This window comes from Planifilum fimeticola (genome assembly GCF_003001905.1).
Taxonomy (GTDB): Bacteria; Bacillota; Bacilli; order Thermoactinomycetales; family DSM-44946; genus Planifilum; species Planifilum fimeticola.
Genome location: NZ_PVNE01000018.1, coordinates 1 through 25,285, shown reverse-complemented (window position 1 = coordinate 25,285; position 25,285 = coordinate 1). Strand labels below are relative to the sequence as shown.

Below are 25,285 nucleotides of genomic sequence, written 5' to 3'. Positions count from 1 at the left end.
CACTGCATCTGCACAACCCACCGACGACCCGGCTCACTCCGGGCGTACATGGCAACGGGGTAAGCCGCGTGATCGGCGTCCGCCTTGTCCGTCAAGGAAGGGGTCCTTCCCCGGCATTTGCCCGTGGAAAGGATGCGGGAAAAACCCCGTGACGGTACATCCTGTAGATTGCGATTCGCGCGCCAAACCCCGTTAAACCATTTCCGACAAAGGAGGATCACCCATGGCCAGCCCCCAGAGCGAAGCGATCAGGCAGATGCTTCGGGAACAGAAAGAGGCGCCGAAAAAAGAGGCGCTCTCGATCGAAGAACAGCGGAGACAGCTGGATTATCTGGGCAGTTTTTCTCCCGTCGAATCCGATGTAACCGTCGAGAAAACCCGGATCGCGGGAGTCCGCGGAGAATGGATCTCCGCCCCCAATGCCCGAAAGGACCGGGTCCTGTTTTATCTCCACGGAGGAGCCTACTGCCTCGGCAGCTGCGATTCCCACCGCGGCCTCGCATCCCGTTTGGCTCGCGCCTGTGAGAGCCGGGCTCTGGTGATCGAGTACCGGCTGGCGCCGGAGCATCCCTTTCCGGCCGCACTGGAAGACTCGACGGCCGTGTACCGGGAACTGATCCGATCCGGTGTCCGTCCCGAAAACATGGTGATCGGCGGCGATTCGTCGGGAGGCGGCCTCACGATGGCCACCCTGCTCGCCCTGCGGGATGAGGGGGATCCCCTGCCGGCCGCAGCGGTGCTGATCTCCCCCTGGACCGACCTGGAGGGAACGGGGGAATCGATGAAAGCGCGGGCCGATGTGGACCCCTGGCTGGACCCGGAGAAAAGCCAGCAGGTGGCAAAGCTATACCTTCGGGATCTCGACCCCCGACATCCCCTCGTCTCCCCGATCTACGCCGACCTCCGCGGCCTGCCGCCGATGCTGGTTCACGTGGGAAACGACGAATGCCTGCTGGACGACTCGGTCCGACTCGTGGAGCGGGCAAAGGGAGCCGGGGTGGAGACGGAATTCAAAATCTGGGACGAAATGTGGCACGTCTTTCACGGTTTTCCCATCCCCGAGGCCCGGCAGGCCATCGAAGAAATCGGCGCCTTCGTCCGGGCCCGCCTCCCTTGATCCGTCGTCCGATCCATATTTGTGAAATCGGGGCCATAGGGCCCCGATTTCACATATTTCACCCTGCAAACCTCTCGAGACCCTGCCCACTCCCTTTCCCGCCTCTCCTTCTCTTCCCTTCACTCCACCCGAAGTGCGAATCATCTTTTCCAAACGGGATCATAATGATGAAGAAAAACGGTTCGGGAGGACCTTTCCATGAAAATGGAGATGGGAAACGGTCGGTTGCGGATCGTGGGAAAGGCGTGGCAGGTACGGGCTCGTCTGCGGCAGCTGGCTAGCCATTCCTTGACCTTAAGCGAGCTATTGAATCGTTGGGAGCGAGGCCGTCGCTGAGATCCCGCCACAAGCGCCAGGCGGTTTCCGCCGCACCGGAAACCGCCGTGAAGAAGAGGGGATCCTCTCCTAGGGTGCGGCCCATGGAGCGGACCGTGAGGGGATAGGCGGCCAACCTTTCGACCACCTGTTCGGGGGACAAACGGAAGGGAATCCAGTGATGGTCCGCCTCCGCCGCCCGATGCAGCTCCGACAGGTCCTGATCCGCGGGATGGGGTACGACGGCGGGGGCGAGCGCGACGGAGGTGAGGACGGTCCGGGTGTGATGACTCAGCCCCCGGTGTCGGGGGCGGGAATCTGTTTTCTGCAGGCGGGGAATGGCAACGGGAAGGCCGCCCAGGGAGTGAACGGCATTGATCGCCTGTCCCTGTTCCACCCCGGTGAAACCGTAGGCCGTTCCCGTTCCGACGATTCCGGGACCCATGGAGACGAAGACGAGATCCGCCTTCAGGGCGTGAACCGCCAAGAGCAGTCCGGAATAGAGATTGACCGCCTCCATCGTCCCGCCGAAAGCGTGACCGGCGGTGACGGTGCCATTTAGCCACCCCAGTTCCATCAATGTTTGGACATGCCTGCTGAGGGCGATCGGCAGCGCCCCCCCATCGGTCATCACATAAACAATCCGCGGATCAATCCCCTCCTTCCCCGCCAGATACCGCCAGGTGGATACCGCAATCGGCAGCATGCTGTGCAGTTCGCCGATCAGGACCGGCGTTCCCTCCAAACTTCGGCACTCCCGAAGGGTCACATGGTGGGGACTTCCCTGCTCCTCCCCGGTGCGGAGGGCGATCTGCCACGGGGTGTAGCGCATTTTCATGATGTGGCCCCGGATGGGGGCGGACCGGGGCGGACGGTTCACCCAGCCCACAAAGTAATTTCCGCCGGTTCCCAGGGAGAGCCGAACCGCCGTCGCATTGAGCCACACTTCGTCGCCGGCCTCCACCCGCCCCAACAGCGACGGATAGTGAACGGCCGTCCCCGACTCCCCGCTCTTCACCAGCCTCACTTTGATCCGCTGGATTCCCTCCCCCTCCTCCAGCACCTCTTCAACCCGTCCCGGTTCCCATCGGATCATCCCTTCACCCCCTGAAGGCAGAAAAGCTCGGGGAAAGAGTATGCAGGGAAGGAGAAAAATATGCATCCGACCGGTCTCAAACGGGCACATTGAAGGGGAGCACGGCATAGCCGGCTCCCCTTTCATCGCCGCCGCGGAGGCGGCAAGCCTCCCGATTCCCTTATCCCTCCCGGGACTCCTCGACGAGGGCAACCACCAGCTCCGCCGCCTTTTCCAGTTCGGACAGCGGCATTCGCTCCTTGGTGGTGTGGATTTCTTCGTAACCGATGCCCAGATTGACCGTCGGAACGCCGTAGCCGTTGAAGATGTTGGCGTCGCTCCCGCCGCCGCTGGCCAGAATGCGCGGTTCCCGGCCCACCCGCTTGACGGCCGCCGACGCCTTTTGCACCACGGGATCCGCTTCACCGTGCTTGAAGGCCGGATACATCTTGTCGATCTGGATGTCCGCTCGGGCACCTGCCTCCTCCGCGGCCTCACGGAAAGCTTGAACCATCTTTTCCACTTGGCGTTCCAATTTCTCCTCGTCCCGGCTGCGGGCTTCGGCGACAATCTCCACCCGTTCCGGAACGATATTCATCGCCGTTCCGCCCTGGAACCGGCCGATGTTTGCCGTCGTCTCATGGTCGATGCGACCGAGGGGCATCTTGGCGATCGCCCGGCTGGCCACCTGAATGGCACTGATCCCGTCCTCGGGATTGACGCCGGCATGGGCGGCTTTCCCGAGAATGGTGACGGTGAGCTTCACCTGGGAAGGAGCGGAGGTGATGATTTCGCCGACAGGACCGTTGGAATCCAGGGCAAACCCAAAGTCGGCGCGCAACAGGTCCCTCTCCAAATGGCGCGCTCCGACAAGTCCCGATTCTTCCCCGGCGGTGATGACCAGCTGGATCGTTCCGTGGGGGATGCTCCTCTCCTTCAGAACGCGGATTCCCTCCAGCAGAGCGGCCAGTCCCGCCTTGTCATCGCTCCCCAGCACCGTTGTTCCGTCCGACATCACGTAACCGTCCTCGACGCGGGGCTTTACCCCCTTCCCCGGCGCGACGGTGTCCATGTGGCAGGTGAAGTAAATGACGGGGGCCTTCTCCACGTTTCCCACGAGGGTGGCCACCAGGTTGCCCGCCCCGTGTCCGGTGGCGGCCGCCGAACCGTCCTCGGTCACCTCCAGTCCGAGGGCAGTCAGCTTCTCCTTCAACAGGTCGCAAATCGCCCGTTCATCCCCCGTCTCGCTATCTGTCTGCACCAACTCCAGAAACTCTGCCAACAAACGATCCCGGTTGATCAATGTCTCTTTCCTCCCGTGATATGGTGTGCGATTCCCCCGCGGCCCTTCGGCCGCGATCCCCCCTCGACGGCGGGAAGGGGGAATCCGGCTCCCGCCTCCAGGGATCGCGGACGAAGCCGAAGCAGTTCAGCCGATCATCCCCGGCTTTGTCCGTCCATCCGTCCCGGCCTTGATCCCGCTCCGGACACAGCTGCAACTTCCTTCCCTCTTCCCTCCACGGGGACCGGTCCCGCCGGCCGCGGATAAACGTCACCGAACAGGCCCCATGCAGGTAGATCCGGCAGGCGGCCGCGCCGGGGCCGGAGACTCCGCCGCGCCCCCGACCGAAGGGGGCGGCCCCGATCCGACGAATCGCAATGGGAAACGGATGTTTCTTCCCCAAAATTTCCGCCCCCCTTACAACGGAATGTTCCCGTGTTTCTTCGGCGGGCGGCTTTCCCGCTTCGTCCGCAGCATTTCCAGGCCTTCCTTCAGTTTCTTCCGGGTTTCCCGGGGATCGATCACATCGTCCACCATCCCCCGGGAAGCGGCCACGTAAGGGTTGGCAAACTGGCGGCGATACTCCTCGATCTTCTCCCGCCGGGTGCGCTCCGGATCATCGCTGGCCGCGATTTCCTTGCTGAAGATGATGTTGGCCGCCCCTTCCGGTCCCATCACCGCCACCTCGGCGCTCGGCCAGGCGAATACCAGATCGGCTCCGATCGCCTTGCTGTTGAGGGCCACATAGGCGCCGCCGTACGCCTTCCGGGTGATCACCGTAATCTTGGGAACGGTCGCCTCGGAGTAGGCGTAGAGGATTTTCGCCCCATGTCGGATAATGCCCCGGTGCTCCTGGTTCACCCCCGGGAAAAAGCCGGTCACATCCACAAAGGTGATGATCGGAATATTGAAGCAATCGCAGAAGCGGACAAAGCGGCTCAATTTGTCCGAGGAATCGATGTCCAGTCCCCCGGCCATCACCTTCGGCTGGTTGGCCACGATTCCGACGCTGTACCCGTCGATTCGTCCGAAGCCGACGACAATGTTGCGGGCGAAGCGTTCATGCACCTCGAAGAAGCTGTCCTCGTCCAGGACCCGGTTGATCACCTCCCGGACATCGTACACCTTGGTCCCCTCCACCGGGACGACCTCGGCCAGCTCCTCGTTCCATCCGTCGTCCTCCTTGGCGTAGACCCGCGGAGGATCCTCCATGTTGTTCTGGGGCAGGTAGCTTAACAGCCTGCGCACCTGATCCAGCGCTTCCGGTTCCGACGGCGCGATGAAATGGGCATTTCCGCTCACCGACGAGTGGATGCGGGCGCCGCCCAGATCCTCAGAGGAGATCTTTTCCCCGGTGACGGTTTCGATTACCTTGGGACCGGTGATGAACATCTGGCTGGTCTTTTCCACCATGAAAACGAAGTCGGTGATCGCCGGTGAATAGACGGCTCCGCCGGCACAGGGGCCCATGATGACCGAAAGCTGCGGAATCACGCCCGAATAGATCGAGTTGCGATAAAAGACATGGCCGTATCCGTCCAGAGAGACGACGCCCTCCTGAATCCTCGCCCCGCCCGAATCATTCAGCCCAATGACGGGAGCCCCGTTCTTGGCCGCCAAATCCATGATCCGGGCGATCTTTAGGGCGTGCATCTCCCCGAGAGCGCCGCCGAAAACCGTAAAATCCTGGGCAAAAACATAAACCGGTCGACCGTGAATCTTCCCATAGCCGGTCAATACCCCTTCCCCGGGGGCTTCCACCTTGTCCATCCCGAAATGGGTGGCCCGGTGCTCCACAAAGGGGTTCAGCTCGACAAAGGTCCCCTCGTCCAGAAGCAGATCCACCCGCTCCCGGGCGGTCAGTTTTCCCCGTTCATGCTGGGCGCGGATCTTTTCTTCCCCGCCGCCCATCTCCACTTTCCGGCGTCTTTCAGCCAATTCGTCAATTTTGCGGTACATGGCTTCCCTCCGTCTGCTGCAAAACTATGATTCCGTTTTGTCCGGCTCGCACAATTCGTACAGCACGCCGCCCGTCGCCTTGGGATGCAAAAAGGCGATGCGGGTCCCGTGCGCTCCCTGTTTCGGACGTTCGTGAATCAGACGGACGCCCTTCTCCGAAAGCAATTTCAGCTGCTGTTCGATTCCGTCCACTTCCAGGGCGATGTGGTGAATGCCCTCACCCCTCTTTTCCAGGAAAGAGGCGATGGGGCTGTCCGGACCGAGGGGCTCCAACAGCTCGATCCGCGTTTCGCCGATCCGGAGAAATGCCACCTTCACCCCTTCGCTCGAAACCGTCTCCACCCCCTCCAGGGAAAGCCCCAGCACCTCCGTGTAGAGGGGCAGGGCCGCCTCGAGATTCCTCACCGCAACTCCGATGTGGCTGATCTTTTTGGGATCAACGGTCCGTCTCATCGGCTGCGCTTCCTTTCTTCCAAGGCTTTGCGAATAAAATCCGCCGTCTCCTTGGTCGGGGTTCCCGGGGTGAACACCCTGGCGATTCCGTGTTTCTCCAGAAAGGGAATATCCGATCGGGGAATCGTTCCACCGCCGATCACCAGGATGTCCTCGGCTCCCTTTTCCCGGAGGAGGCGGGTCACCTCGGGAAAAAGTTCGTTGTGGGCGCCGGACAGGCAGGACAGCCCGATCACATCCACATCCTCCTGGATGGCCGTGTTCACGATCTGTGCCGGAGACTGGCGCAGCCCCGTATAGATCACTTCCATCCCCTCATCCCGCAAAGCTTGGGCGATGATCAGGGCTCCCCGATCATGGCCGTCCAACCCCGGTTTGGCCACCAGCACACGAATGGGTCGATTCATTCCTCGTCACCTCGATATCTCATCTCGCCCGGCCGTCTCGGCCGGGGAAGCGGCGTCTTTTCGCGCAATCTGGAAAACGGAACAACGAACGATTATACCGGTTGGTATTCGCCAAACACCTCGCGCAGGGCATGGCAGATTTCCCCCACGGTGGCATAGGCGCGGACGGCGTCGAGGATGTACGGCATCAGGTTGTCCGTTCCCTCCGCCGCCCGCTTCAGGGCAGTCAGGCACTCCTCCACTTTACCGGCATTTCGGCGGCTGCGCAGATCCTTGAGCCGTTCGATCTGCCTCCTGGCAAGGGACGGATCCACCCGGAGCAGCTGGGGTTCGGGCTCCTCTTCCAAACGGAAGCGATTCACGCCGACCACCACCTCTTCCCCCGATTCGATTCGGCGCTGGGTTTCCAGCGCGGAGCGGTGAATCTCCCGCTGCATGAACCCCTGTTCCACCGCGGCGACGGCGCCCCCCAGCTCGTCGATCTTTTCGATGTACTTCATCGCTTCCTCCTCAATCGCGTCCGTGAGGGCTTCCACGTAGAAGGAACCGCCCAGGGGATCCACGGTATCCGCGACACCGGTCTCATAGGCGATGATCTGCTGGGTGCGCAGGGCGATGCGCGCCGATTCTTCCGTCGGAAGGGCCAAGGCTTCATCCCGGGCATTGGTGTGCAGGCTCTGGGTTCCCCCCAGCACCGCGGCCAGGGCCTGCAGGGCGACCCGGACGATGTTGTTGTCCGGCTGTTGGGCGGTCAGCGTGGACCCCCCCGTCTGAGTGTGGAAGCGGAGCTGGAGCGAACGCGGATTTTGGGCACCGAACCGCTCCTTCATGATCCGCGCCCACATGCGCCGGGCGGCCCGAAACTTGGCGATCTCTTCGAAGAAGTGGTTGTGGGCGTTGAAGAAGAAGGAGAGTCGCGGCGCGAACTCGTCCACATCCAGTCCCTTGTCCAGGGCCGCCTTCACATAGGCGATCCCGTTGGCCAGGGTGAAGGCCACCTCCTGAACCGCCGTCGAGCCCGCTTCGCGGATGTGGTACCCGCTGATGCTGATCGTGTTCCACAAGGGAACCTGCTTGGCGCAGAAGGCGAAAATGTCTGTGATCAGGCGCATTGAGGGCTTCGGGGGAAAGATATAGGTTCCCCGGGCGATGTATTCCTTCAGGATGTCGTTCTGGATCGTCCCCCGGAGTTTTTCCGGCGGAATCCCCTGCTTCTCGGCAACCGCGATATACATCGAAAGAAGCACCGACGCCGGCGCGTTGATGGTCATCGAGGTGCTGACCCGGTCCAGGGGGATCCCTTCAAACAATCGCTCCATATCTTCCAACGAATCGATGGCCACGCCCACTTTGCCCACTTCCCCCGCCGCCATCGGATCGTCGGAATCGTATCCGATCTGAGTCGGAAGGTCAAAGGCGACGGACAGGCCGGTCTGTCCCTGTTCCAACAAATAGCGAAAACGGCGGTTGGTCTCCTCCGCCGAACCGTACCCGGCGTACTGACGCATCGTCCAGTGCCTTCCGCGGTACATCGTCGGCCGAATCCCCCGCGTATAGGGGTATTTTCCGGGAAATCCGATTTTATCGATCAATTGCTTTTCATCCATGAGCCGCGTATACAGGCGCTCAACCTCTATTCCGGAAAGGGTGGTGAACCGTTCCTTTCGCTCCGGAAATTTGGTGAGGAGCTCCTCGGTCTTTTCCAGCCACTCCTGATACAGCCGCTCAAACTCTTTTTCCGCCACCCTCTCTTTCCCCCTTGATGCCAAATATCTGCTTTATTGCACGCTCACTCTTTTTATGATATCAAAAAAACCGTCTTCCTAGGAGATCGGTGAAAGGGGTTTCACGGGTCCGATTCCGGACGATCCCCATCATCGTTTTCGCTCGCGGCATTTCGCCTCGTCCGAAAACTTGCCTTTGCCCGGAAAAACGTCACACAAGGTTTACCGCTTTATCATGGACATCCGGGATGAAGTTGGATACAATAACACAGTGAGGTGAATCGCCCAGTGAAACCCTTGTGGATCAAACTGGTCATCTACGCCCTCATCTTCACGCTGGTAGTAACCACCGTGTTGGCCGGGGCCGGACTCTTTTTCTGATACCGGGGTCCTTCGAGGGATCCGTTTTCTCAACAAAACATCTGACACAAAGCGGGTGATTCGTTCAATGTACATGGTGATCATCCTGGTGTTGATGAGTATCCTGGCTGTGATCGGAACCCTCCACAACAAAAAGACGGGAAACCGCTTCGGGTTTTTCGTCGGAGGGCTGTTCACCCTCGCGCTGATCGGTGTCACCGGATTGGCGCTGTACGATGCTTTCGTCGGTCTGCAGTAATCCCCATCGAAAAGGCCTCCCGCTCCGCCGGGAGCCTTTTTGATTAGGGAAACACCCGGGAGCTCATACCGATGGGAAAAATCCGCGGAAAGGAGACCCCCGGGATGTCTCCTTGGCCGAAAAATTCTTCACGTTCGTGCTGACGGCGGCCGTCATCCGCATGCCATCGTGCAGCCGACCCCGATCGGGTCGCGATCGTCGTCTTCGGCACCGCGGCGCCGAACGGCCGATCTCCGTGGAGATCGGGCCACCGTAACCCCCCTTACCTTCTTCACCTTTTTTAGCCGCTCTTCCCCCCAAAACGACCCTCCATCCCGTGGGCAACCGTCTGCTTCCGGGAAATTCCACCGCCCTGATCAAACACGGCAAGGTCTTCGAAGACCACTAAAGATCTTTCCCCGCTGCTGCTTGCCATCTTCGCGCGCCCGCGGATACCCCGACGTGACAAACATCGATTACGCCGTTTTGGAACCGATCCGGCCATCAGCATCATTCCCTAGCCGGAAGCGACCCCCCCCCTCCGCCCCGGACCTCGGACTTTCTCCGCCCTATGAAGGATTGCCCGCCTCCGTGGTGATCGACGGACGCATTCAGCGGGACAACCCGGAATGATTCCATCGGGACGCGAAGTGGGACGAAAAGCAGCTGGAAGCACACGGCATTCGCGACTGAAAAGGAAGATCTACGCCTTCGCCAAGAAAGATCGGAAGAGCTGACCGGCAACCTGCGGGACTCCGCCCCCGGGAAGAGGGGAAACCAACAAAGGCCGGGGATCCCGGAAAAAGGAACCCCTCACTTCGCGCGAGTCACGGGCAAAGACGAAGACATAGGGGGACGCGAAGCGCCTTTCAAAATCGCTCCCCCCCTCCTTTTCCACCACTTGTATTTCAACCACGGAGGAAAGGAATGAGAGGATGAAGAAAATCATGATCGTCGGCTCCGCCGGTTCCGGCAAGACCACCCTCGCCCGCCGCCTGGGCCGGATGTTGGACATCGAAGTGATCCATCTCGATGCCCACTACTGGAAACCGGGATGGATCGAACCGTCGGAGGCGGAATGGCTCCGCCGGGTGGAAAAAATCATTCGTCGGGACGCCTGGATCATGGACGGAAATTACACCAAAACCATCGACATCCGCCTTGCGGAGGCGGATACGGTGATTTTCCTCGATTTCCCCCGCCTCCTCTGCCTGTGGCGGGTGATCAAGCGGTGGTGGCGGAACCGGGGGCGCTCCCGGCCGGACGTGCCTCCCGGTTGTCCCGAGAAGATCGACCTTCCCTTCTTGCGGTGGATCTGGCAATTTCCCCGGATCCGGAGGCCCCTGATCCAAGAAAAACTGAAGCATGCGCGCGGCAAACGGATCATCGTGCTGAAAGGCCCTCGGGAGGTTTCCCGCTATTTGCGGGATTTGGAAAATCGGTCAGCCGGTTGACGGGCATAACCGGCTCCGGCGATTCGCCGCACGCCGCCCGGCGAGCGCCTATGAGGGTCGGGACATACAAACACAAAAAGGAGGAATTTCCTGTGCGCGTCGCCTTTATCGCCGACATCCACGGAAACGGAGTGGCGCTGGATGCCGTCCTTGAAGACATCGAGAAGCGAAAGGTCGACCGGATCGCGGTGCTGGGCGACATCGCCTTCCGCGGACCCGAACCGAAGCGGGTGCAGGAGCGGGTTCGCAGCCTGCCGGCCGATGTGATCAAGGGAAATGCCGACGAGTGGACGGCGCGGGGGGTGCGGCCCGGGGAGGTGCCGGAGGCGGCAAGGGCGATGATGAACCGGGAGCGCGAGTGGACGGCCGCGCGGCTGGACGAAGAAGATTTCCAATACCTGCGCGACCTTCCCGAAAGCCTTGAACTGGAGCTTTCGGAGACCATTCGGGTCCACGCCTTTCACGCCACGCCGGAAAACCTGTTCGACGTGGTCCTTCCGGAAACGGATGATGCGGCGATGAAAGCGCGGATGATGCGCCGCGGCGACGTCCGGCTGTTTGTCTGCGCCCACATCCATCTCCCCTATGTCCGCTTTATCGAGGGCCGCTGCATCGTCAACACCGGCAGCGTCGGACTTCCCTTCGACGGGCTGCCGCAGGCCTCCTACGCCCTTGTTGAAGCGGACGAGGACCGCTTCCGCGTTAGCATCGAACGGGTCCCCTACGATGTGGAAAAGGTGGTGAAGCAGTTCCGGAATTGCGACTACCCCAACCGCGATCTCCTCATCCGCGTCGTTCGGAATGCGACAAGCCCCGGAAGGTGAATCACCGGCCGCCCAACCTCCTCTCCGCAGGAATGCGGAGGGGATTTTTTTTGCGGCCCAGTCCGGGGGATTCAACACGGAAATCCGCCCATTCGCGGTTTCGTTTCAGATGTCATGTCGCAGCAGAGAACAGTTTTCGAAAGAGAAGCGGAACCGTCTTCCCCCCGCCGGTTCGGTCAGAAATCTCCTTTTGCGGAGATCCGACCGTATTCATATCCCGGCGCCCACACACCGCCCCTCTACGATGAGCGCGCCCCTTCCACCGCTTCCCAGCCGAACACCCGACTGATGCCCTCCACCACCCGGTCCATCACCTCGCCCATGGGCACTTTTCGTCCCAACAGGCGTTCCATCGAGGTGACGCCGTATTCCCGGATTCCGCAGGGAACGATGAGATCGAAATAGGTCAGATCGGAACAGACGTTCAGGGCGAAACCGTGACTGGTGATATATCCCTTTCTCCTCCGGCCGCGATTGAACTTGACCCCGATGGCGGCCACCTTTTCGTCCCCGACCCAAACGCCGGTGTAGGGCGGTTTCCGCTCTCCCTCGATCCCGAGGCGGCGGAGAGCGATGATCAGGGATTCCTCCAGATCGCGCAAATAGCGGTGTGCGTCGTTTCCCTGCTCTCCCAGGTGAAAGAGCGGATAGCCCACCAGCTGACCCGGACCGTGATAGGTGACATCCCCGCCGCGATCGATCTCCACCACATCGATCCCCCGCCGGGCATACTCTTCGGAGGAAAGCAGCAGATGTTCCGCATGGCTGCCCCTCCCCAGGGTGATCGTGTGGGGATGCTCCAGCAGCAGGAGCTGATTGGAAGCATCCCCTTCGTCGATCTGCCGCACTCTCTCTTTTTGCATGTCCCACGCCTTTCGGTACGGGACCCGCCCGAGTCGATACACTTCAAACACCTTTCATCCCCCCAAGAGAAAAGCCCCGGGATTGCAATAACTCCCCTCCCGGAGCAGGAGCCGGGTGACGGCCCGCTTTCAGCCATCATACCGGCTCAAAATCCGTCTATATCTGCGTATCCGGGCCGTAGGATTCCACGCGCTCCTTCACGCGCTGAAGGAAGCGGCCCGCCATCAATCCGTCGAGAATCCGATGATCCAGAGACAGGCAGAGATTGACCATATCCCGGATGGCGATCATCGAGTCCTTGATCACCGGTCGTTTCACGATCGACTCCACCGAAAGAATCGCCGCCTGCGGATAATTGATGATCGGCTGGGACATGATCGACCCGAAGGAGCCGGTGTTATTGACGGTAAAGGTTCCCCCCTGCATATCCTCGAGGGACAGCTTGCCCGCCCGGGTTTTCTCAGCCAGCCGGTGGACCGCTTTTGCCAGACCGGCGATGCTCTTCTCGTCCGCGTCATGGATGACCGGCACATAGAGGGCGTCGTCCGTGGCGACGGCGATGGAGATGTTGATCCTCTTTTTGAGGATGATCCGATCGCCCGCCCAGACGGAATTGAGGTAGGGGAATTCCTTGAGGGAATCCACCACCGCCTTGATGAAAAAGGGCAGATAGGTAAGGGAGATCCCTTCCCGCTCCTTGAACTCTTTTTTCAGCCGTTCGCGCAGTTGAACCAATCCCGTGACGTCCGCCTCCACCATCGTCCAGGCGTGTGGAGCTTCGTGCTTGCTGGTGACCATCCGCTGGGCGATGGTGCGGCGCACGCTGGACACGGGAATCTCCTGATCCCCCTCTTCCAGAGGAACGGGGACTCCTTCCTTCGCCGGAGTTTCGGCGACGGGAATCCGAACCTCCGGAGCCGACGGTTTCTTGGCCGGCGCGGCGGGTTGTTTCTCGCCCCGATCCGCCGGGGTGGAGGGGGAAGGAACCCCTTTACCGCCGCCTTCGATATATCGGAGGACATCCTTCCGGGTGATCCGTCCCCCTTTGCCCGTCCCCTCGATTTTCTCCAAATCGATCCCGTGTTCCTGGGCAAGGCGGAGCACCGCCGGCGAATACCGCCTCTTCATCGATTGATCCTCTTGCCCGGAAGAGGCGGCGGAGGAAGCGGCGGAATCCTTCCCCTGATCCGCAGGTTTCGCGGAAGGCGTACCGCCTTCCTCCTCAATCCGGCAGATCAGTTGGCCCACTTCGACGGTCGCTCCTTCCTCGGCGACGATCTCCAGCAGCGTTCCGCTGATCGTGGCCGGCACTTCGGCGTTCACCTTATCGGTGGCCACTTCACACAAGGGTTCATATTTGGCGATCCGGTCACCCGGTTTTTTCAACCAACGGGTAATGGTTCCCTCCGTCACACTCTCTCCCAATTGGGGCATGGTTACATCGGTGGCCATATTCTACCTCCTTTTTCCGGGAGCGGGGCCGCACCCCGTCGCTTTTAAAGGGCGTGCCGAGCATCAAAACTCAGCCAGCTCGCGAATGGCCGCGGCCACCTTCTCCGGACTGAGCATGTACTCCTTTTCCAACGGCGGACTGTAGGGCATCGCAGGCACATCCGGTCCGCAGAGGCGCCGAACGGGGGCATCCAGTTCGAAGAAGGCCTCTTCGGTGATGATGGCGGAAACTTCCCCGCCGATACCTCCCGTCTTGTTGTCTTCATGGATGATCAGGACTTTTCCGGTCTTGGCCGCCGCCTCCAGAATCGCTTCCTTGTCCAGCGGTCGAAGGGTCCGGAGGTCCAGCACGTGCACGCTGATTCCCTCTTTCTCCAGCTCCTCCGCAGCCTTCAGGGCAAAATGCAGGGTGAGGCCGTAGGAGATGACCGTGACGTCCGTACCTTCCCGTTTCACATCCGCCTTGCCGATGGGAATCGTATAATCCTCCTCCGGCACTTCTCCCTTGATCAGCCGGTAACAGCGCTTGTGTTCGAAAAAGAGGACCGGATCCTCATCTCGAATGGCCGCTTTCAACAGACCCTTCACGTCATAGGGCGTGGAGGGCGTGACGATCTTCAACCCCGGCACGCTCATGAACAGGGACTCGACGCTCTGGGAGTGGTACAGGGCGCCGTGAACGCCGCCGCCGTAGGGCGCGCGAATGACGAGAGGACAATGCCAGTCGTTGTTGGACCGGTAGCGCAGCCGAGCCGCTTCGCTGACGATCTGGTTCACCGCCGGCATGATGAAGTCGGCAAATTGAATCTCCGCCACCGGGCGAAGTCCGTAGGCTGCGGCGCCGATGGATACACCGACGATGGCCGATTCGGTCAACGGGGTGTCCAATACCCGATCCTCGCCGAATTCCTCGATCAGACCGTTGGTGGCGCGAAACACTCCGCCCCGCACCCCCACGTCCTCACCGAGGACAAACACCCGCCGATCGCGACGCATTTCTTCGCGAAGGGCCTGTGTCACCGCATCGATGTAGGAAATCACGGGCATCTTTCTCTCCTCCTATTCCGCATATACATGCTTGTACAGATCTTCCGGCTCGGGATACGGGGCGGCTTCGGCGTATTCCGTCGCTTCGTCCACTTCCCGGACGATGCGCTCGTTCAGTTCCCTTTCCTTCTCTTCCGTCAGGATCCCCGCATCCGCCAGATAATTTCTGAACAGGAGGAGCGAATCGTTCTTCCGCGCCTCCTCCACTTCCTCCCTGCTGCGGTAGCTGCGGTCATCGTCATCGCTGGAATGCGGCACCAGCCGATAGGAAACCGCCTCGATCAGGGTCGGCCCTTCGCCCCTGCGGGCCCTTTCCACCGCCTCTTTTACCGTCTCGTACACCTTCAGGGGGTCGTTTCCGTCGACGCGGACACCCGGAAACCCGTACCCTTCAGCCCGCCTGTACACGTTCCCTCCGGCCACCTGCTTCTTGAGCGGGACCGAAATGGCGTATTTGTTGTTTTGCACCATGAAAATGACGGGCAGATTGTGAACCCCGGCAAAGTTGCAGGCCTCGTGGAAATCGCCCTGGTTGCTGGAACCTTCACCGCAGCACGTCAGGACGACCAGATCCTTTCCTTCCAGCTTCGCCGCGTATCCGATCCCCACCGCGTGGGGCAACTGGGTCGTAACCGGGCTGGAACCGGACAGGATGCGGAACCGGCTGTCTCCGAAATGTCCCGGCATCTGCCTTCCCCCGCTGTTGGGGTCCTCCGCCTTGGCAAAGGCGGAGAGCATCAGATCCTTCGCCGTCTGGCCGAAAACCAGCACCATGCCCATATCCCGGTAATAGGGACAGAGCCAATCCTTTTCCCGGTCCAGGGCGAAGGCGGCCCCCACCTGAATCGCCTCCTGCCCCTGACAGGAGATCACGAAGGGGATTTTTCCCGCCCGGTTCAAAAGCCACATCCGTTCATCGATCTTCCGCGCCAGCAGCATGTACCGGTACATGTCCAACACTTGCTCATCGCTCAAACCCAGGGAATGATGACGCGCTTCACCCATTGGGGGTCCCTCCTTTTCACTGCGCCTTGATCAACCCGCGTGGATCGCCTCTCCTTCCACCGCCAGCGCCGCCTCCCCGAAAACTTCGGACAAGGTCGGATGGGGATGGATGGTGTGGCTGATCTCCCACGGAGTGGCATCCAACAGCTTGGCCAATCCCGCCTCGGAAATCAGGTCGGTAGCGTGGGGGCCGATGATGTGGACGCCAAGCAAGTCTTCCGTCTTCTTGTCGGCAATGATTTTGATGAAACCGTCCACTTCGCCGAACACCAGGGATTTTCCCGTCGCCCGGAAGGGAAATTTGCCGATCTTCACCGAATACCCCTGTCGCTTCGCCTCCTCCTCGGTAAGGCCGATGCTTCCGATCTCGGGACGGCTGTAGGTGCAGCGAGGGATCAGCTGGGGATTGAGGGGACTCGGGTTTCTGCCGGCCATGTGCTCCACCGCCACCAATCCCTCATGGGAGGCGACATGGGCCAACTGGTACCCGCCGACCACGTCCCCGATGGCGTAAATGTGGGATTCCGCCGTCTGCATCACTTCGTTTACCCGGATAAAGCCGTTTTCCACTTTGACCGACGTGTTCTCGAGTCCGATGCCCTCCACATTGGCCTGCCGCCCGACGGATACCAGCACCCTTTCCGCGGTGAGTTCCACCGTCTCATTTCCCTTTTCCGCCTTCAGGGTGACCGCATTTCCTTCGATCCGAACGCTTTCCGGCAACACCTTGGCCTTCGTCAAAATTTTCACCTTTCGCTTTTTGAGGAGACGGGTCATCTCCCTGGAGACGTCCGGATCCTCAAAGGGCAGGATCCGATCGGCAAATTCGACCACCGTCACGTCAACGCCGAAATCATTCAGCATGGAGGCCCACTCGATTCCGATCACCCCGCCGCCGACGATGATGATCGATTTGGGCAGCTCCTCCATCCCCAGAGCATGATCGGAATTCATCACATAGCGCCCGTCCACCTCCAGCCCGGGCAGCGTGCGCGGACGGGAACCGGTTGCGATCAAGAGATATTGGGGAACGAGCATTTCCGCTTCTTCCCCGTCCTTTTTTTCCACGGAGACCGTTCCCGCCTGGGGTGAAAAAATCGAAGGTCCGAGGATGCGTCCCGTGCCCTCCACGACGGTGACTCCGTTCTTTTTGAGCAGATGCTGCACGCCCCGGTGCAGTTGTTCCACCACCTTTTCCTTGCGCTTCTGAACCCGGCTGAAATCGATGCGAACCCCTTCCGCCGTGATCCCGTAATCCTCGCCGTGCTTCATCTCGTGGTAGACTTCCGCGCTGCGGAGAAGCGATTTGCTGGGAATGCAACCCTTGTGCAGGCAGACGCCCCCCACCTTCTCCACCACGGCCACCTTCATGCCCAATTGAGCCGCCCGGATGGCGGCGACGTAACCGCCCGGTCCCGCTCCCAATACCACCAGATCGTATTGCTCAGCCATGGATTCCCTCGACTCCCTTCTCGTAATCCGCCGGCGAATACTCCCTCACATCCTCTTCTCCGCGGAGGACGCGCAGGGCGCCCTCGGCGAGGGACCTCAGCAGATCGTCCTCCGGAAGGATATGTACGGGGGCGATCCAGGAAACCCGCCGGACAATCTCTTCCGTAAACATTTTACCGCAAGCCGACCTGCCGGTGAGGACGACCGCATCCACTTTTCCTCCCAACACCGCCGCACAGCCGCCGATCTCCTTGGCCACCCGATAAGCCTTCTCCCGGCACCCCCGCTCCTCCGCTCCCCTTCGGACCCCCGCGTCCCGGGATTTGGAGGAGCCGGGATCGCCGACGGTCATGTCCATCCTTTCGCCGTCCGGATGCCGGACTCTCGCGGCATGCCCTCCCCCAGGCTCCGGAGCACCTCCTTCGTCGAATCCGCCGTTCATGTCGATCACCCATCCTCCCCGATGGGCTCCGACGGTGATTTGCCCGTCCAGACAAGCGACGACGGCGTTCATCTCCTCATATCGTTTTCCGATCCGAGCCGCGACCCTCCTCGCCGCCGCCCGTTGATGCAAGGAGTAAAATGGGCCGCACCGGCCCGTATCCGGAAATTCCGGAAGCCGTAAAACCGCTTCCATTCCGTCCATCGTCACCGGGTCCACCACAAAAGCGGGGATGTGGAGGGGGGAAGCGATCTCGTAGGCCAAAAGCCCTCCCAAATGGAACAGGTGACCATCGGCCCCGGATCGAATCTCCTCCAGCATCGCTTCCGCCACGCGGTAGGTTCCCCCGGGGAGGGGACGGGTGAAGCCGCCCGGACCGGCAACCGCGCGCAGGCGGGTCAGATTGATTCCTTCCCGGTCCAAGGCGTCAAGGACAACTTGCTTGCGGCAGAGAAACTGGTCGCGCGGCGTTTCGCCATCGATCTCTTCCGGAGGGTGGTGGAGAGTCTCGACCAATACGGCCTTTCCGCCGTCGAACACGCCCACCTTCGTCCAGGTGGGGCCGGGAAGAAGGGCCAGCACCCGGATCGGTTCCCGCACGTCCACCCCTCCGTTTCGCTTGAAAGGATCGGACGACTTCAAACCATGTTCAATACATTGCGCTCATTTCTCAAAAAGGTACTCCGGGAGCGGGTCAGGGATTCGATCCTTTCCTCCGCCATCCGGTCTGCCGCCTTATATGAAGGAATCCCGTCCCGCTTGGCGATTTCGAAGACCCGCAGGACATTGTCGTAAATGGTTTCCACCTTTTTCATCGCCCGTTCGCGATTGTAACCGAACAATTCATCGGCGACGTTGATCAGCCCGCCGGCGTTGATCACGTAATCCGGCACATAGATGATTCCCAATTCCTCGAGCCGGTCCCCATGCCGCTCTTCCTTCAGCTGATTGTTGGCCGACCCGGCCACCACCCGGCACTTGAGGCGGGGAAGGGTTTCGTCATTGATGATGGCCCCCAGGGCGCAGGGAGAAAAGATGTCGCATTCCACGTCGTAAATCTTGTCGGGGGCCACCGATTCGGCGCCGAAATCGCGCACGGCCCGCTCCACGTTTTCCCGGACGATATCCGTCACGATGAGGCGGGCGCCCTCCTCATGCAAGTGTTTGCAGAGGTGGTAGGCCACACTTCCAACGCCCTGCACCGCCACGGTCTTTCCTTCCAGGGAATCGCTGCCGAAGGCGATCTTCGCGGCCGCTTTCATCCCCCGATAGACGCCGTAAGCGGTGACGGGAGAGGGATTCCCGCTGGATCCGAACGCCGGGGAAACGCCGGTGACAAACCGGGTTTCCTGGTGGATGATATCCATGTCCTCCTCGGTGGTCCCCACATCCTCCGCCGTGATGTAACGGCCGTTCAACCCCTGAATGAAGCGTCCGAGGGCGCGGAACATCTCCTCGTTCTTGTCCTTCCGGGGATCTCCGATGATAACCGTCTTCCCTCCCCCCAGATTCAAGCCGGCGGCCGCCGCCTTGTAAGTCATGCCCCGTGCCAGCCGAAGGGCGTCAACGATCGCCTCTTCTTCCGAATCGTACTTCCACATGCGCACGCCGCCCAGAGCGGGTCCCAAGGTGGTGTCGTGAATGGCGATGATCGCCTTTAATCCGGAATTTTTGTCCTGACAAAAGATCAATTGTTCATAATCATACCGTTCCATATAATCGAACCACTTCATCTGCAACCCTCCTCAAATACTCACCAGGACAGACGCCTGATGGATGCGTCGGATTTCGAAAGCGCTTTCACCATTCCATCAATTGCCACTCTTAGTCTTGGCGAAAGAATGGGCCTCCATGCAAAAGAAGCAATTTCCGTGCCAACCCCATCCACATCCCTTCGATCTCTTATCCCTTCCCATAGGCAGCCGTCATGGCATCAAGTGAAAGGAAAGACTTTCTGCAATAAATTGCAGAAAGTCTGCGGTTTATTTCCTGCAAATTTTTGCAGGGTTCTTATCCGATTCCGTAGCGTTCCAACTTGTAATACAAATTGCGCACCGATATTCCCAGCCGGCGGGCCGTCTCCGTCTTGTTTCCGCGACAGGCCCGGTACACCCTTTCGATATACTCCCGCTCCGTCCGGGCCAACACCTCCTGCAGGCTCTCCGAATCTTCGCCGGGTTCTTCGGAGATTTCCGGACCTGACGCCCGGTTGATCGCCGAACCGTGGAGCGGAGGGAGGTGCTCCTTTTTCATCCGGCGCTCGCTGAAATTCATGTTGATCATCGCCCGGCCCAATACGTTTTCCAATTCCCGCACGTTCCCCGGCCAATCGTATTCCGTCAGCGCCCGGAGCGCCTCGTCGTCGATCTCCTCCACGTTGCGACCGTACTCCTGATTAAATTTTTTGATCAGGTGGATGGCCAAAAGGGGCAAATCCTCCTTGCGAAAGCGCAGGGGCGGAATCGAGATCGGAAGCACGTTGAGCCGATAATAAAGATCCTCGCGGAACCGCTTTTCCTGGATCGCCTTTTCCAGATGAACATTGGTGGCGGCGATCACCCGAACATCCACGGGAATCGGGCGGGTCCCCCCCACCCGGATCACTTCCTTCTCCTGCAGCACCCGAAGGAGTTTCACCTGGATGTTGGGTGCCAGCTCGCCGATCTCGTCGAGGAATATCGTTCCCCCGCTCGCCTCCTCGAAGAGTCCTTTTTTCCCGCCGGGTCGCGCCCCTGTAAAGGCGCCCTCCTCGTATCCGAACAGCTCGCTTTCCAGCAGGGATTCCGAGATGGCGGCGCAGTTGACCCTGACGAATTGATGGTACTTCCGATCGCTGTCATTGTGGATGGCGTGGGCAAACAGCTCCTTCCCCGTCCCGGATTCTCCCCGCAGCAGAACCGTCGCCCGGGTGCGGGCGGCCTGCCGGGCCTGATCGATGGCCATGCGCATTCCTTCGCTCTCGCCGATGATGTCATCGAAGGTATATTTGGCCTCCAGGGTGCGGATGATCCGGCGGGCCCGTTCCAGCTCCCGGTTGAGCCGTTTGATCTCCGACATGTCGTGAATGATGCCGACGCTCCCCTTCAGCTCCCCGTCGACAATGATCGGCGCCACATTGACCACCACGTCCTTCCGGTTGGGACCCACCTTCATCGGAACGCCCCGAACCGGTTTCCGGGTCTTCAGCACCTTCATGTGCATGCTTTCCCCCTCCGAGATGTCGGCATCGGCGGGTTTTCCGATCACCTCCTCCGGGGGAAGCCCCGTCAACCGGGTATAGGCGGGATTGATCAGGATCCCGATGCCCCTTGCGTCCACCACGGAGATCGCCTCGTCCGACGAGTCGATGATCGCCTGGAGCAGACTCTTCATCGACTCCAGATCCGTCACCTGCTTGGTCAGAGCGAGCACCTCGGTGATGTCCCGGAAAACGGCCACCACCCCGATCACGCGTCCGGTCCGGTCCTTCACCGGGACACGGTTGGTCACGATTTTGACACCGTTGGGCAGCTCCTGCTGCCGATTCAATTCGGCGCGTCCGGTTCTGAGAACCCGATCCAGTCCGGTTCCCGGAACTGCCTGGGTCACCGGTTTCCCGATCACATCCGTCGCCTTCATGCCCATCAACCGTTCGGCGGAACGGTTGAACAGGGTAATTTCCCCCTTGGAGTTTACGGCAATCATTCCGTCATGGGTGGAGTCGATAATGGTGTGCAGCTCCCCCTGGCGCATCCGCCACGCTTCAAACCATTTCTCCTTTTCCTCGATGAGCTTCACCATCACCCGGCTGACCGCCCCGCCGATCAAAAGAGGTTTTTTGCCGTTTCTCCGGGGAACCAGACCGGACAGATCCGGCTGCTCCGACAGCTGGATGATGACGTCGGGAAGCGTGCTCAGAAAGGGTTCCGGATCCGTTCCGACGGGAATCCCCCGGGTCCTCGCCTCGAGAAAGGCGGGAGCCTGGGGATCGCGGTCAATCACGCCGACCACCCTCACCCGGTCCATTTGATCCAGGGCCCGGAGCAGGGCGGCTCCTCCCCGATCTCCTCCGACAATCAGAAAACGTTCCACCCGCTTCCCCCCTTTCAATCGCGATCCGCCTCAAGTGCATCCGGTATCATCTTACCACAACGGCAGCCACATGGCGGATGTCGGGAAAATAAGGTACCATTAAGGAGAATACCGAAAAGGCGGGTGGAACCATGGTTTTTCAGCGCGTCATGGCGATTCTGATCCTTTGCATCCCCGGCGCCGTCGGAGTCTTCGGCTGGACCTGGATGCGGGATGTGTTTTTTGACTATATGGCCGGGAAAGGCTTTGATTGGCTGTCCTTCCTCGGCGGACTCACCCTTTTTCTGATCGGGTTGGCGTTTCTCGGCGGATTCATCTATCACCGGGACGCCAAACGGAACAAGATCCAGCCGAAACTGCGGAGAAAAAAGGGGTGAACACATCGCCGCATGTGGGCACATCCCCAACCCCTTGCTCATATGCTGTCGGTAAATCGCGTGAAAAGAAGGGGTTGCCATGTACTTTCCTGTCGACGGACATGCGGAAGCGATCAAACGAGCCGTCCACTCCTTTGCCCGCCGCGGCCGGACCCTGTTGGACGGCCTCGATTCGGGAAACGAAGAGGTCGAACGGATGCGGCGTCGTCTGAAGTTCCTGGAAAAGAGGAGCCTTCAAATCGGGGACCATCCCGGCCCCCTCTACGATTTGATGAAAAAAGCCTGGCACAGCCATCACCGGCTTCAAGGCATCCTGGCGGACATTCCGGCTTCCCCTGTCGCCGGCATCCTCAGCGAGGGGGAAGTGCCGGGGGAATCCTCCTGGGCGGAATCGGAAGATTCCCATGCCGACGAACAGCTCCGTTTCAATCCCGTGCCGATCGGCCGGCACACCCTGCCCCCCCTTCCTTATCCCTACAACGCCCTTGAACCCCACATCGACGAAAAGACGATGCGCCTTCACCACGACAAGCATCACAAAAGCTATGTGGACGGCCTCAACCGGGCGGAGCGGATGATGCTCCAAGCTCGGAGAACGGGTAACTTTGATCTGATCAAGCATTGGGAACGGGAAGCGGCCTTTAACGGCGCAGGCCACTACCTGCACACCCTTTTCTGGGAAACCATGAGCCCCGATGGGGGCGGAGAGCCCTCCGGCGAACTCAGAAAGCAGATCACCCGGGACTTCGGCAGTTTCCTCGCCTTCAAGCAGCATTTCTCCCAGGCGGCCGAAAAGGTGGAGGGATCCGGTTGGGCCATCCTGGTCTGGTCCCCCCGCTCCCAACGGCTGCAAATCCTGCAGGCGGAAAAACACCAAAATCTGACCCAATGGGATGTGATCCCCCTGCTTCCCCTGGATGTCTGGGAACACGCTTACTATCTGAAGTATCAGAACAACCGGAAGGCGTATATCGACGCCTGGTGGAACGTGGTCAACTGGCCGGCCGTCAACCGCCGCTATCTGAAGGCCCGCCGGTTGAGGTGGAAACCCTATTAAAAACCGTGAAATCGCGCCCCCCTGGGTGCTTTTTCATTGCGCACCTACTGCCTTCCCAATCGATCCAGATACCCTAGAAACCTGCTCCGTTCGATCCTCTTCGTGATGGAATGGCGCTCCGCGTAATAATGGCCGAGGATCAGCAGAGCGAGCACCACGAGGATGGCCCGGAAGGGAAGAAAGGTCAAAGACCAAAGGGCCAGGTGAACGCCGAGCAGGTTGGAACCGCTGTCCCCCAACATCACCTTGGCCGCCAGATCCTCCTTGAGCAGCGCGAGGGCCAACCCCCACAAAGGGACAAAGAGGAGGGACTCCGCCCGGTCGAGGGAGAAGGCCAGCAGAAGGGTCCCTCCGGCCAGATAAAACTTGAGGCATCGTCCCGGTCTGAGATCCAACAAATTGAGCCAGTTGGTCATCAGGGCGATATACAGCGCGAAGACCAACCATTCCGCAAATTCCCGGGCGAGGGCTGCGGCGCAGAGGGCGGCCACCATCCCTCCGCCCAGCGCCTTCAATCCCCCGGTGGTCAGCTGTTTCTCCCTTACCAGGGAAAGAATATGACCGCGAAACCCCTTGTGACGGGCGTCTCCCAGGGTGTCATCCAGCCATCCCAAAAACGCGACGGCACCGGTCGCAAACAGCACCGCAAAAAAAAGCGCGTCGGGAAACAAAGGGAAAAAAAACTTGGGAATGCCGACAGACACCAGGACCACAAACATGTAGAGGAGGACCATCACCCCTCCGAAGCTGGTGGGAATCACTTCGTTTCGAAAATTGGGCGCCGTCACTCCCTTGGAGGACAGGAAAGAGCCGCCGGCGGACGTCCCCCAACGGCCGACAGCCACGGAGAAAAGAGCCGCTCCCAGCACCCACAGCGCCATGGTCATACCGGTTGCCTCCAAAGGCGGAGCAAGGTGTGCAGGATGGCAACAAACTGCTTCCCCCGGTGCAAAAACCCCCGAAGATCGCGGCCGGTTTCACGGTGACTCATGGGAAGGGGAACCTCCTTGACCCGAAAGCCCGCCCGGAGCGCCTGGACGGTCAAGCCCAATTCAATGCCGAACCCGGAGGGGAAGTACGACAGGCGCGATATCACTTTGCGACTCACCGCCCTCTGTCCTGACAAGGTGGCATGGAGCGTCCTTCCGGTCAACATCCGGACGCCGGAACGGGCCAACCCCTTGACCAGCCCGAATCCTCCCTTGCGCGCAGGAGCGGGAAAGCGGGCGATGGTCATGTCCGCCTCCCCCCTTAATATCGGTTCCAGGAGCGGTCCGGACAGCTTGGCGTGCTCCTTCAGGTCGGCATCCAAAAACAGCAGGATTTCGCCCTTGGCGTGTCGGATTCCTTCGGCCAATGCGGCACCCTTGCCCCGGTGCTTCGCGAGGCGGATCACCTGATCGGCATACCTGCGGGCGATGGCAGCCGTCCGATCCCGGCTTCCATCGTCGACGACGATCAGTTCATCGCACCCGAGGCGCCTTACCGCTCGAAGGGTGCCTCCGATCCGCTCCTCTTCATTGAAGGCAGGGATAATCACGCTAACCGCCGGTTTGGACTTCATGGGCAGGCTCCTCTTTTCCGATAATGGAATTATGAAGCATTCGGATCAGCTCGAAGGCATCCAGGGGATGATCATCAATCTCCCCGGCAAAGGAATAGACGGGGATCTCCCCCGAAGGAGAGGGTTTCCGGGGTTTTTGGTTCACCACTTGGACGATGACGGGGATGGGCAGACCTTCCTGGATCCGTTTCATCACGCCGGATCTCCATTCATCGGAATCTCCCTCCAGCAACAGGATGGCGTCTGTCTCTCCCGGCATTCCGGCCAAGTCGGAGGCACGGGAAACGCTGCCCCCCGCCCAGCGGATGATTTCGGAAAGGGATTCGGCCACCTTGCGGTCCCCGCCGAGGAGGAGAATCCGCCGGCCCTCCAATTGGTCCCTGACCGCGGTTCTCAACAGCTCCCGGTTTTGTCTCCTTCCGACCATCAGCTCCGTCTGGAGCGTGCTTATGCGCTTTTCCAACTGATGTCTGCGGTCCTGCACCTCTTCGTACCGCTTTTCCAAGCGCTCCACGAGGGCCTGCTGCCGCTCGCTCAACCACTGCTGCCCCAGGGAGCCCCCCAGCAGAATGCCGATCCCCAGGGCAAAAAAAATGGCGACAATGGTGCTGAGATGATACCGGGTCGTAAGCATGGAATCACCTAGAAGCATTGTGAAATAGTCCTGTATACAAACGGCTACTTACGAAAACATCCACCTGAATTGACATGACAATCCAAAGCTGTGTTCGTTTCGGGGGGAATCG

The 25,285-nt window shown here is 60.3% G+C and carries 25 protein-coding genes; 8 read left to right on the top strand and 17 right to left on the bottom strand.

Translation table 11 applies throughout. The features are described from left to right. The first annotated feature begins 223 nt into the window (after positions 1–223). On the top strand, positions 224–1,117 hold the full coding sequence (locus tag CLV97_RS11395) for an alpha/beta hydrolase (protein ID WP_106345662.1): 894 nt from the start codon (positions 224–226) through the stop codon (positions 1,115–1,117). Between the two features lie 198 nt (positions 1,118–1,315). Then, positions 1,316–1,453 carry a Z-ring formation inhibitor MciZ gene (gene mciZ, locus CLV97_RS18960; protein ID WP_146130477.1) on the top strand — a complete coding sequence of 46 codons (138 nt, stop codon included), beginning with the start codon at positions 1,316–1,318 and terminating at the stop codon, positions 1,451–1,453. Here mciZ and CLV97_RS11390 read toward each other — a convergent pair. The 6 genes from CLV97_RS11390 to CLV97_RS11360 all read right to left on the bottom strand — a co-directional run bounded on the left by CLV97_RS11390 (position 1,395) and on the right by CLV97_RS11360 (position 8,353). Next, the gene (locus CLV97_RS11390) at positions 1,395–2,528 is read right to left on the bottom strand and encodes a DUF3866 family protein (RefSeq protein WP_106345661.1); all 1,134 of its coding nucleotides are present in this window, start codon (positions 2,526–2,528) and stop codon (positions 1,395–1,397) included. The two genes, mciZ and CLV97_RS11390, sit on opposite strands and share 59 nt — an antisense overlap. A gap of 160 nt (positions 2,529–2,688) precedes the next feature. Continuing rightward, positions 2,689–3,810: a M20/M25/M40 family metallo-hydrolase gene (locus CLV97_RS11385; RefSeq protein WP_106345660.1), complete on the bottom strand. Its 1,122-nt coding sequence runs from the start codon at positions 3,808–3,810 to the stop codon at positions 2,689–2,691. Positions 3,811–4,206: 396 nt separating this feature from the next. Continuing rightward, positions 4,207–5,748, bottom strand: a complete 1,542-nt coding sequence (locus CLV97_RS11375) for an acyl-CoA carboxylase subunit beta (RefSeq protein WP_106345658.1) — start codon at positions 5,746–5,748, stop codon at positions 4,207–4,209. Between the two features lie 24 nt (positions 5,749–5,772). Continuing rightward, on the bottom strand, positions 5,773–6,201 hold the full coding sequence (gene mce / locus CLV97_RS11370; RefSeq protein ID WP_106345657.1) for a methylmalonyl-CoA epimerase: 429 nt from the start codon (positions 6,199–6,201) through the stop codon (positions 5,773–5,775). After that, a complete protein-coding gene (locus CLV97_RS11365) occupies positions 6,198–6,608 on the bottom strand; it encodes a cobalamin B12-binding domain-containing protein (protein WP_170070480.1) in 411 nt (136 codons plus the stop codon). Before CLV97_RS11365 ends, mce begins: the two co-directional genes overlap by 4 nt. Before the next feature lie 92 nt (positions 6,609–6,700). Then, positions 6,701–8,353: an acyl-CoA mutase large subunit family protein gene (locus CLV97_RS11360; RefSeq protein WP_106345656.1), complete on the bottom strand. Its 1,653-nt coding sequence runs from the start codon at positions 8,351–8,353 to the stop codon at positions 6,701–6,703. Between the two features lie 267 nt (positions 8,354–8,620). On the opposite strand from CLV97_RS11360, the gene prli42 reads away from it, so the two are divergent. The 4 genes from prli42 (at position 8,621) to CLV97_RS11345 (ending at position 11,208) form a co-directional block, all read left to right on the top strand. Next, on the top strand, positions 8,621–8,713 hold the full coding sequence (gene prli42 / locus CLV97_RS18175; protein ID WP_170070479.1) for a stressosome-associated protein Prli42: 93 nt from the start codon (positions 8,621–8,623) through the stop codon (positions 8,711–8,713). A 67-nt stretch (positions 8,714–8,780) separates the two neighbouring features. Then, positions 8,781–8,951, top strand: a complete 171-nt coding sequence (locus tag CLV97_RS18170; protein ID WP_170070478.1) for a hypothetical protein — start codon at positions 8,781–8,783, stop codon at positions 8,949–8,951. Between the two features lie 914 nt (positions 8,952–9,865). Next, positions 9,866–10,384: a DNA topology modulation protein gene (locus CLV97_RS11350; protein ID WP_106345654.1), complete on the top strand. Its 519-nt coding sequence runs from the start codon at positions 9,866–9,868 to the stop codon at positions 10,382–10,384. A 92-nt stretch (positions 10,385–10,476) separates the two neighbouring features. Continuing rightward, on the top strand, positions 10,477–11,208 hold the full coding sequence (locus CLV97_RS11345) for a metallophosphoesterase family protein (RefSeq protein ID WP_106345653.1): 732 nt from the start codon (positions 10,477–10,479) through the stop codon (positions 11,206–11,208). Between the two features lie 239 nt (positions 11,209–11,447). Here the strand turns inward: CLV97_RS11345 and lipB are convergent, their stop codons facing one another. The 8 genes from lipB to CLV97_RS11305 all read right to left on the bottom strand — a co-directional run bounded on the left by lipB (position 11,448) and on the right by CLV97_RS11305 (position 21,541). Then, positions 11,448–12,122, bottom strand: a complete 675-nt coding sequence (gene lipB, locus CLV97_RS11340) for a lipoyl(octanoyl) transferase LipB (protein ID WP_281257608.1) — start codon at positions 12,120–12,122, stop codon at positions 11,448–11,450. A 106-nt stretch (positions 12,123–12,228) separates the two neighbouring features. Further along, positions 12,229–13,524 (bottom strand): dihydrolipoamide acetyltransferase family protein, encoded by a 1,296-nt coding sequence (locus CLV97_RS11335; protein WP_106345651.1) that lies wholly within the window; start codon positions 13,522–13,524, stop codon positions 12,229–12,231. A gap of 63 nt (positions 13,525–13,587) precedes the next feature. Further along, positions 13,588–14,571, bottom strand: coding sequence for an alpha-ketoacid dehydrogenase subunit beta (locus CLV97_RS11330; RefSeq protein ID WP_106345650.1), 984 nt, complete (start codon positions 14,569–14,571; stop codon positions 13,588–13,590). Between the two features lie 12 nt (positions 14,572–14,583). Beyond that, positions 14,584–15,576 (bottom strand): thiamine pyrophosphate-dependent dehydrogenase E1 component subunit alpha, encoded by a 993-nt coding sequence (locus tag CLV97_RS11325; protein WP_106345649.1) that lies wholly within the window; start codon positions 15,574–15,576, stop codon positions 14,584–14,586. Positions 15,577–15,606: 30 nt separating this feature from the next. Then, the gene (lpdA, locus tag CLV97_RS11320) at positions 15,607–17,028 is read right to left on the bottom strand and encodes a dihydrolipoyl dehydrogenase (protein ID WP_106345648.1); all 1,422 of its coding nucleotides are present in this window, start codon (positions 17,026–17,028) and stop codon (positions 15,607–15,609) included. Next, positions 17,021–18,070 carry an acetate and sugar kinases/Hsc70/actin family protein gene (locus CLV97_RS11315; protein WP_106345647.1) on the bottom strand — a complete coding sequence of 350 codons (1,050 nt, stop codon included), beginning with the start codon at positions 18,068–18,070 and terminating at the stop codon, positions 17,021–17,023. Before CLV97_RS11315 ends, lpdA begins: the two co-directional genes overlap by 8 nt. Before the next feature lie 38 nt (positions 18,071–18,108). After that, positions 18,109–19,203, bottom strand: a complete 1,095-nt coding sequence (locus CLV97_RS11310) for a Leu/Phe/Val dehydrogenase (protein WP_106345646.1) — start codon at positions 19,201–19,203, stop codon at positions 18,109–18,111. 277 nt (positions 19,204–19,480) lie between these two features. Continuing rightward, on the bottom strand, positions 19,481–21,541 hold the full coding sequence (locus CLV97_RS11305; RefSeq protein ID WP_106345711.1) for a sigma-54 interaction domain-containing protein: 2,061 nt from the start codon (positions 21,539–21,541) through the stop codon (positions 19,481–19,483). A gap of 131 nt (positions 21,542–21,672) precedes the next feature. Here CLV97_RS11305 and CLV97_RS11300 point away from each other — a divergent pair, with 131 nt between their 5' ends. After that, positions 21,673–21,918 carry a DUF2627 domain-containing protein gene (locus CLV97_RS11300; RefSeq protein WP_106345645.1) on the top strand — a complete coding sequence of 82 codons (246 nt, stop codon included), beginning with the start codon at positions 21,673–21,675 and terminating at the stop codon, positions 21,916–21,918. A gap of 79 nt (positions 21,919–21,997) precedes the next feature. After that, positions 21,998–22,975, top strand: coding sequence for a superoxide dismutase (locus CLV97_RS11295; RefSeq protein ID WP_106345644.1), 978 nt, complete (start codon positions 21,998–22,000; stop codon positions 22,973–22,975). Positions 22,976–23,019: 44 nt separating this feature from the next. Here the strand turns inward: CLV97_RS11295 and CLV97_RS11290 are convergent, their stop codons facing one another. The 3 genes from CLV97_RS11290 to CLV97_RS11280 are packed head-to-tail and all read right to left on the bottom strand — an operon-like array spanning position 23,020 to position 25,173. Next, complete coding sequence (locus tag CLV97_RS11290; protein WP_106345643.1) at positions 23,020–23,862, bottom strand: hypothetical protein; 843 nt, start codon at positions 23,860–23,862, stop codon at positions 23,020–23,022. After that, positions 23,859–24,539, bottom strand: coding sequence for a glycosyltransferase family 2 protein (locus tag CLV97_RS11285; protein WP_106345642.1), 681 nt, complete (start codon positions 24,537–24,539; stop codon positions 23,859–23,861). The genes CLV97_RS11290 and CLV97_RS11285 overlap by 4 nt, the downstream gene beginning before the upstream one ends. Next, positions 24,517–25,173, bottom strand: a complete 657-nt coding sequence (locus CLV97_RS11280) for a copper transporter (RefSeq protein ID WP_211295738.1) — start codon at positions 25,171–25,173, stop codon at positions 24,517–24,519. The genes CLV97_RS11285 and CLV97_RS11280 overlap by 23 nt, the downstream gene beginning before the upstream one ends. Positions 25,174–25,285: the final 112 nt, after the last annotated feature.

Excerpts from the sequence above, each read along its gene's own strand:
- CLV97_RS11395 (WP_106345662.1), top strand. The coding sequence starts at position 224 with ATGGCCAGCCCCCAGAGCGAAGCGATCAGGCAGATGCTTCGGGAACAG.
- mciZ (WP_146130477.1), top strand. The coding sequence starts at position 1,316 with ATGAAAATGGAGATGGGAAACGGTCGGTTGCGGATCGTGGGAAAGGCG.
- CLV97_RS11390 (WP_106345661.1), bottom strand. The coding sequence starts at position 2,528 with ATGATCCGATGGGAACCGGGACGGGTTGAAGAGGTGCTGGAGGAGGGG.
- CLV97_RS11375 (WP_106345658.1), bottom strand. The coding sequence starts at position 5,748 with ATGTACCGCAAAATTGACGAATTGGCTGAAAGACGCCGGAAAGTGGAG.
- mce (WP_106345657.1), bottom strand. The coding sequence starts at position 6,201 with ATGAGACGGACCGTTGATCCCAAAAAGATCAGCCACATCGGAGTTGCG.
- CLV97_RS11365 (WP_170070480.1), bottom strand. The coding sequence starts at position 6,608 with ATGAATCGACCCATTCGTGTGCTGGTGGCCAAACCGGGGTTGGACGGC.
- CLV97_RS18170 (WP_170070478.1), top strand. The coding sequence starts at position 8,781 with ATGTACATGGTGATCATCCTGGTGTTGATGAGTATCCTGGCTGTGATC.
- CLV97_RS11350 (WP_106345654.1), top strand. The coding sequence starts at position 9,866 with ATGAAGAAAATCATGATCGTCGGCTCCGCCGGTTCCGGCAAGACCACC.
- CLV97_RS11335 (WP_106345651.1), bottom strand. The coding sequence starts at position 13,524 with ATGGCCACCGATGTAACCATGCCCCAATTGGGAGAGAGTGTGACGGAG.
- CLV97_RS11330 (WP_106345650.1), bottom strand. The coding sequence starts at position 14,571 with ATGCCCGTGATTTCCTACATCGATGCGGTGACACAGGCCCTTCGCGAA.
- CLV97_RS11325 (WP_106345649.1), bottom strand. The coding sequence starts at position 15,576 with ATGGGTGAAGCGCGTCATCATTCCCTGGGTTTGAGCGATGAGCAAGTG.
- lpdA (WP_106345648.1), bottom strand. The coding sequence starts at position 17,028 with ATGGCTGAGCAATACGATCTGGTGGTATTGGGAGCGGGACCGGGCGGT.
- CLV97_RS11310 (WP_106345646.1), bottom strand. The coding sequence starts at position 19,203 with ATGAAGTGGTTCGATTATATGGAACGGTATGATTATGAACAATTGATC.
- CLV97_RS11300 (WP_106345645.1), top strand. The coding sequence starts at position 21,673 with ATGGTTTTTCAGCGCGTCATGGCGATTCTGATCCTTTGCATCCCCGGC.
- CLV97_RS11295 (WP_106345644.1), top strand. The coding sequence starts at position 21,998 with ATGTACTTTCCTGTCGACGGACATGCGGAAGCGATCAAACGAGCCGTC.
- CLV97_RS11290 (WP_106345643.1), bottom strand. The coding sequence starts at position 23,862 with ATGACCATGGCGCTGTGGGTGCTGGGAGCGGCTCTTTTCTCCGTGGCT.
- CLV97_RS11285 (WP_106345642.1), bottom strand. The coding sequence starts at position 24,539 with ATGAAGTCCAAACCGGCGGTTAGCGTGATTATCCCTGCCTTCAATGAA.
- CLV97_RS11280 (WP_211295738.1), bottom strand. The coding sequence starts at position 25,173 with ATGCTTACGACCCGGTATCATCTCAGCACCATTGTCGCCATTTTTTTT.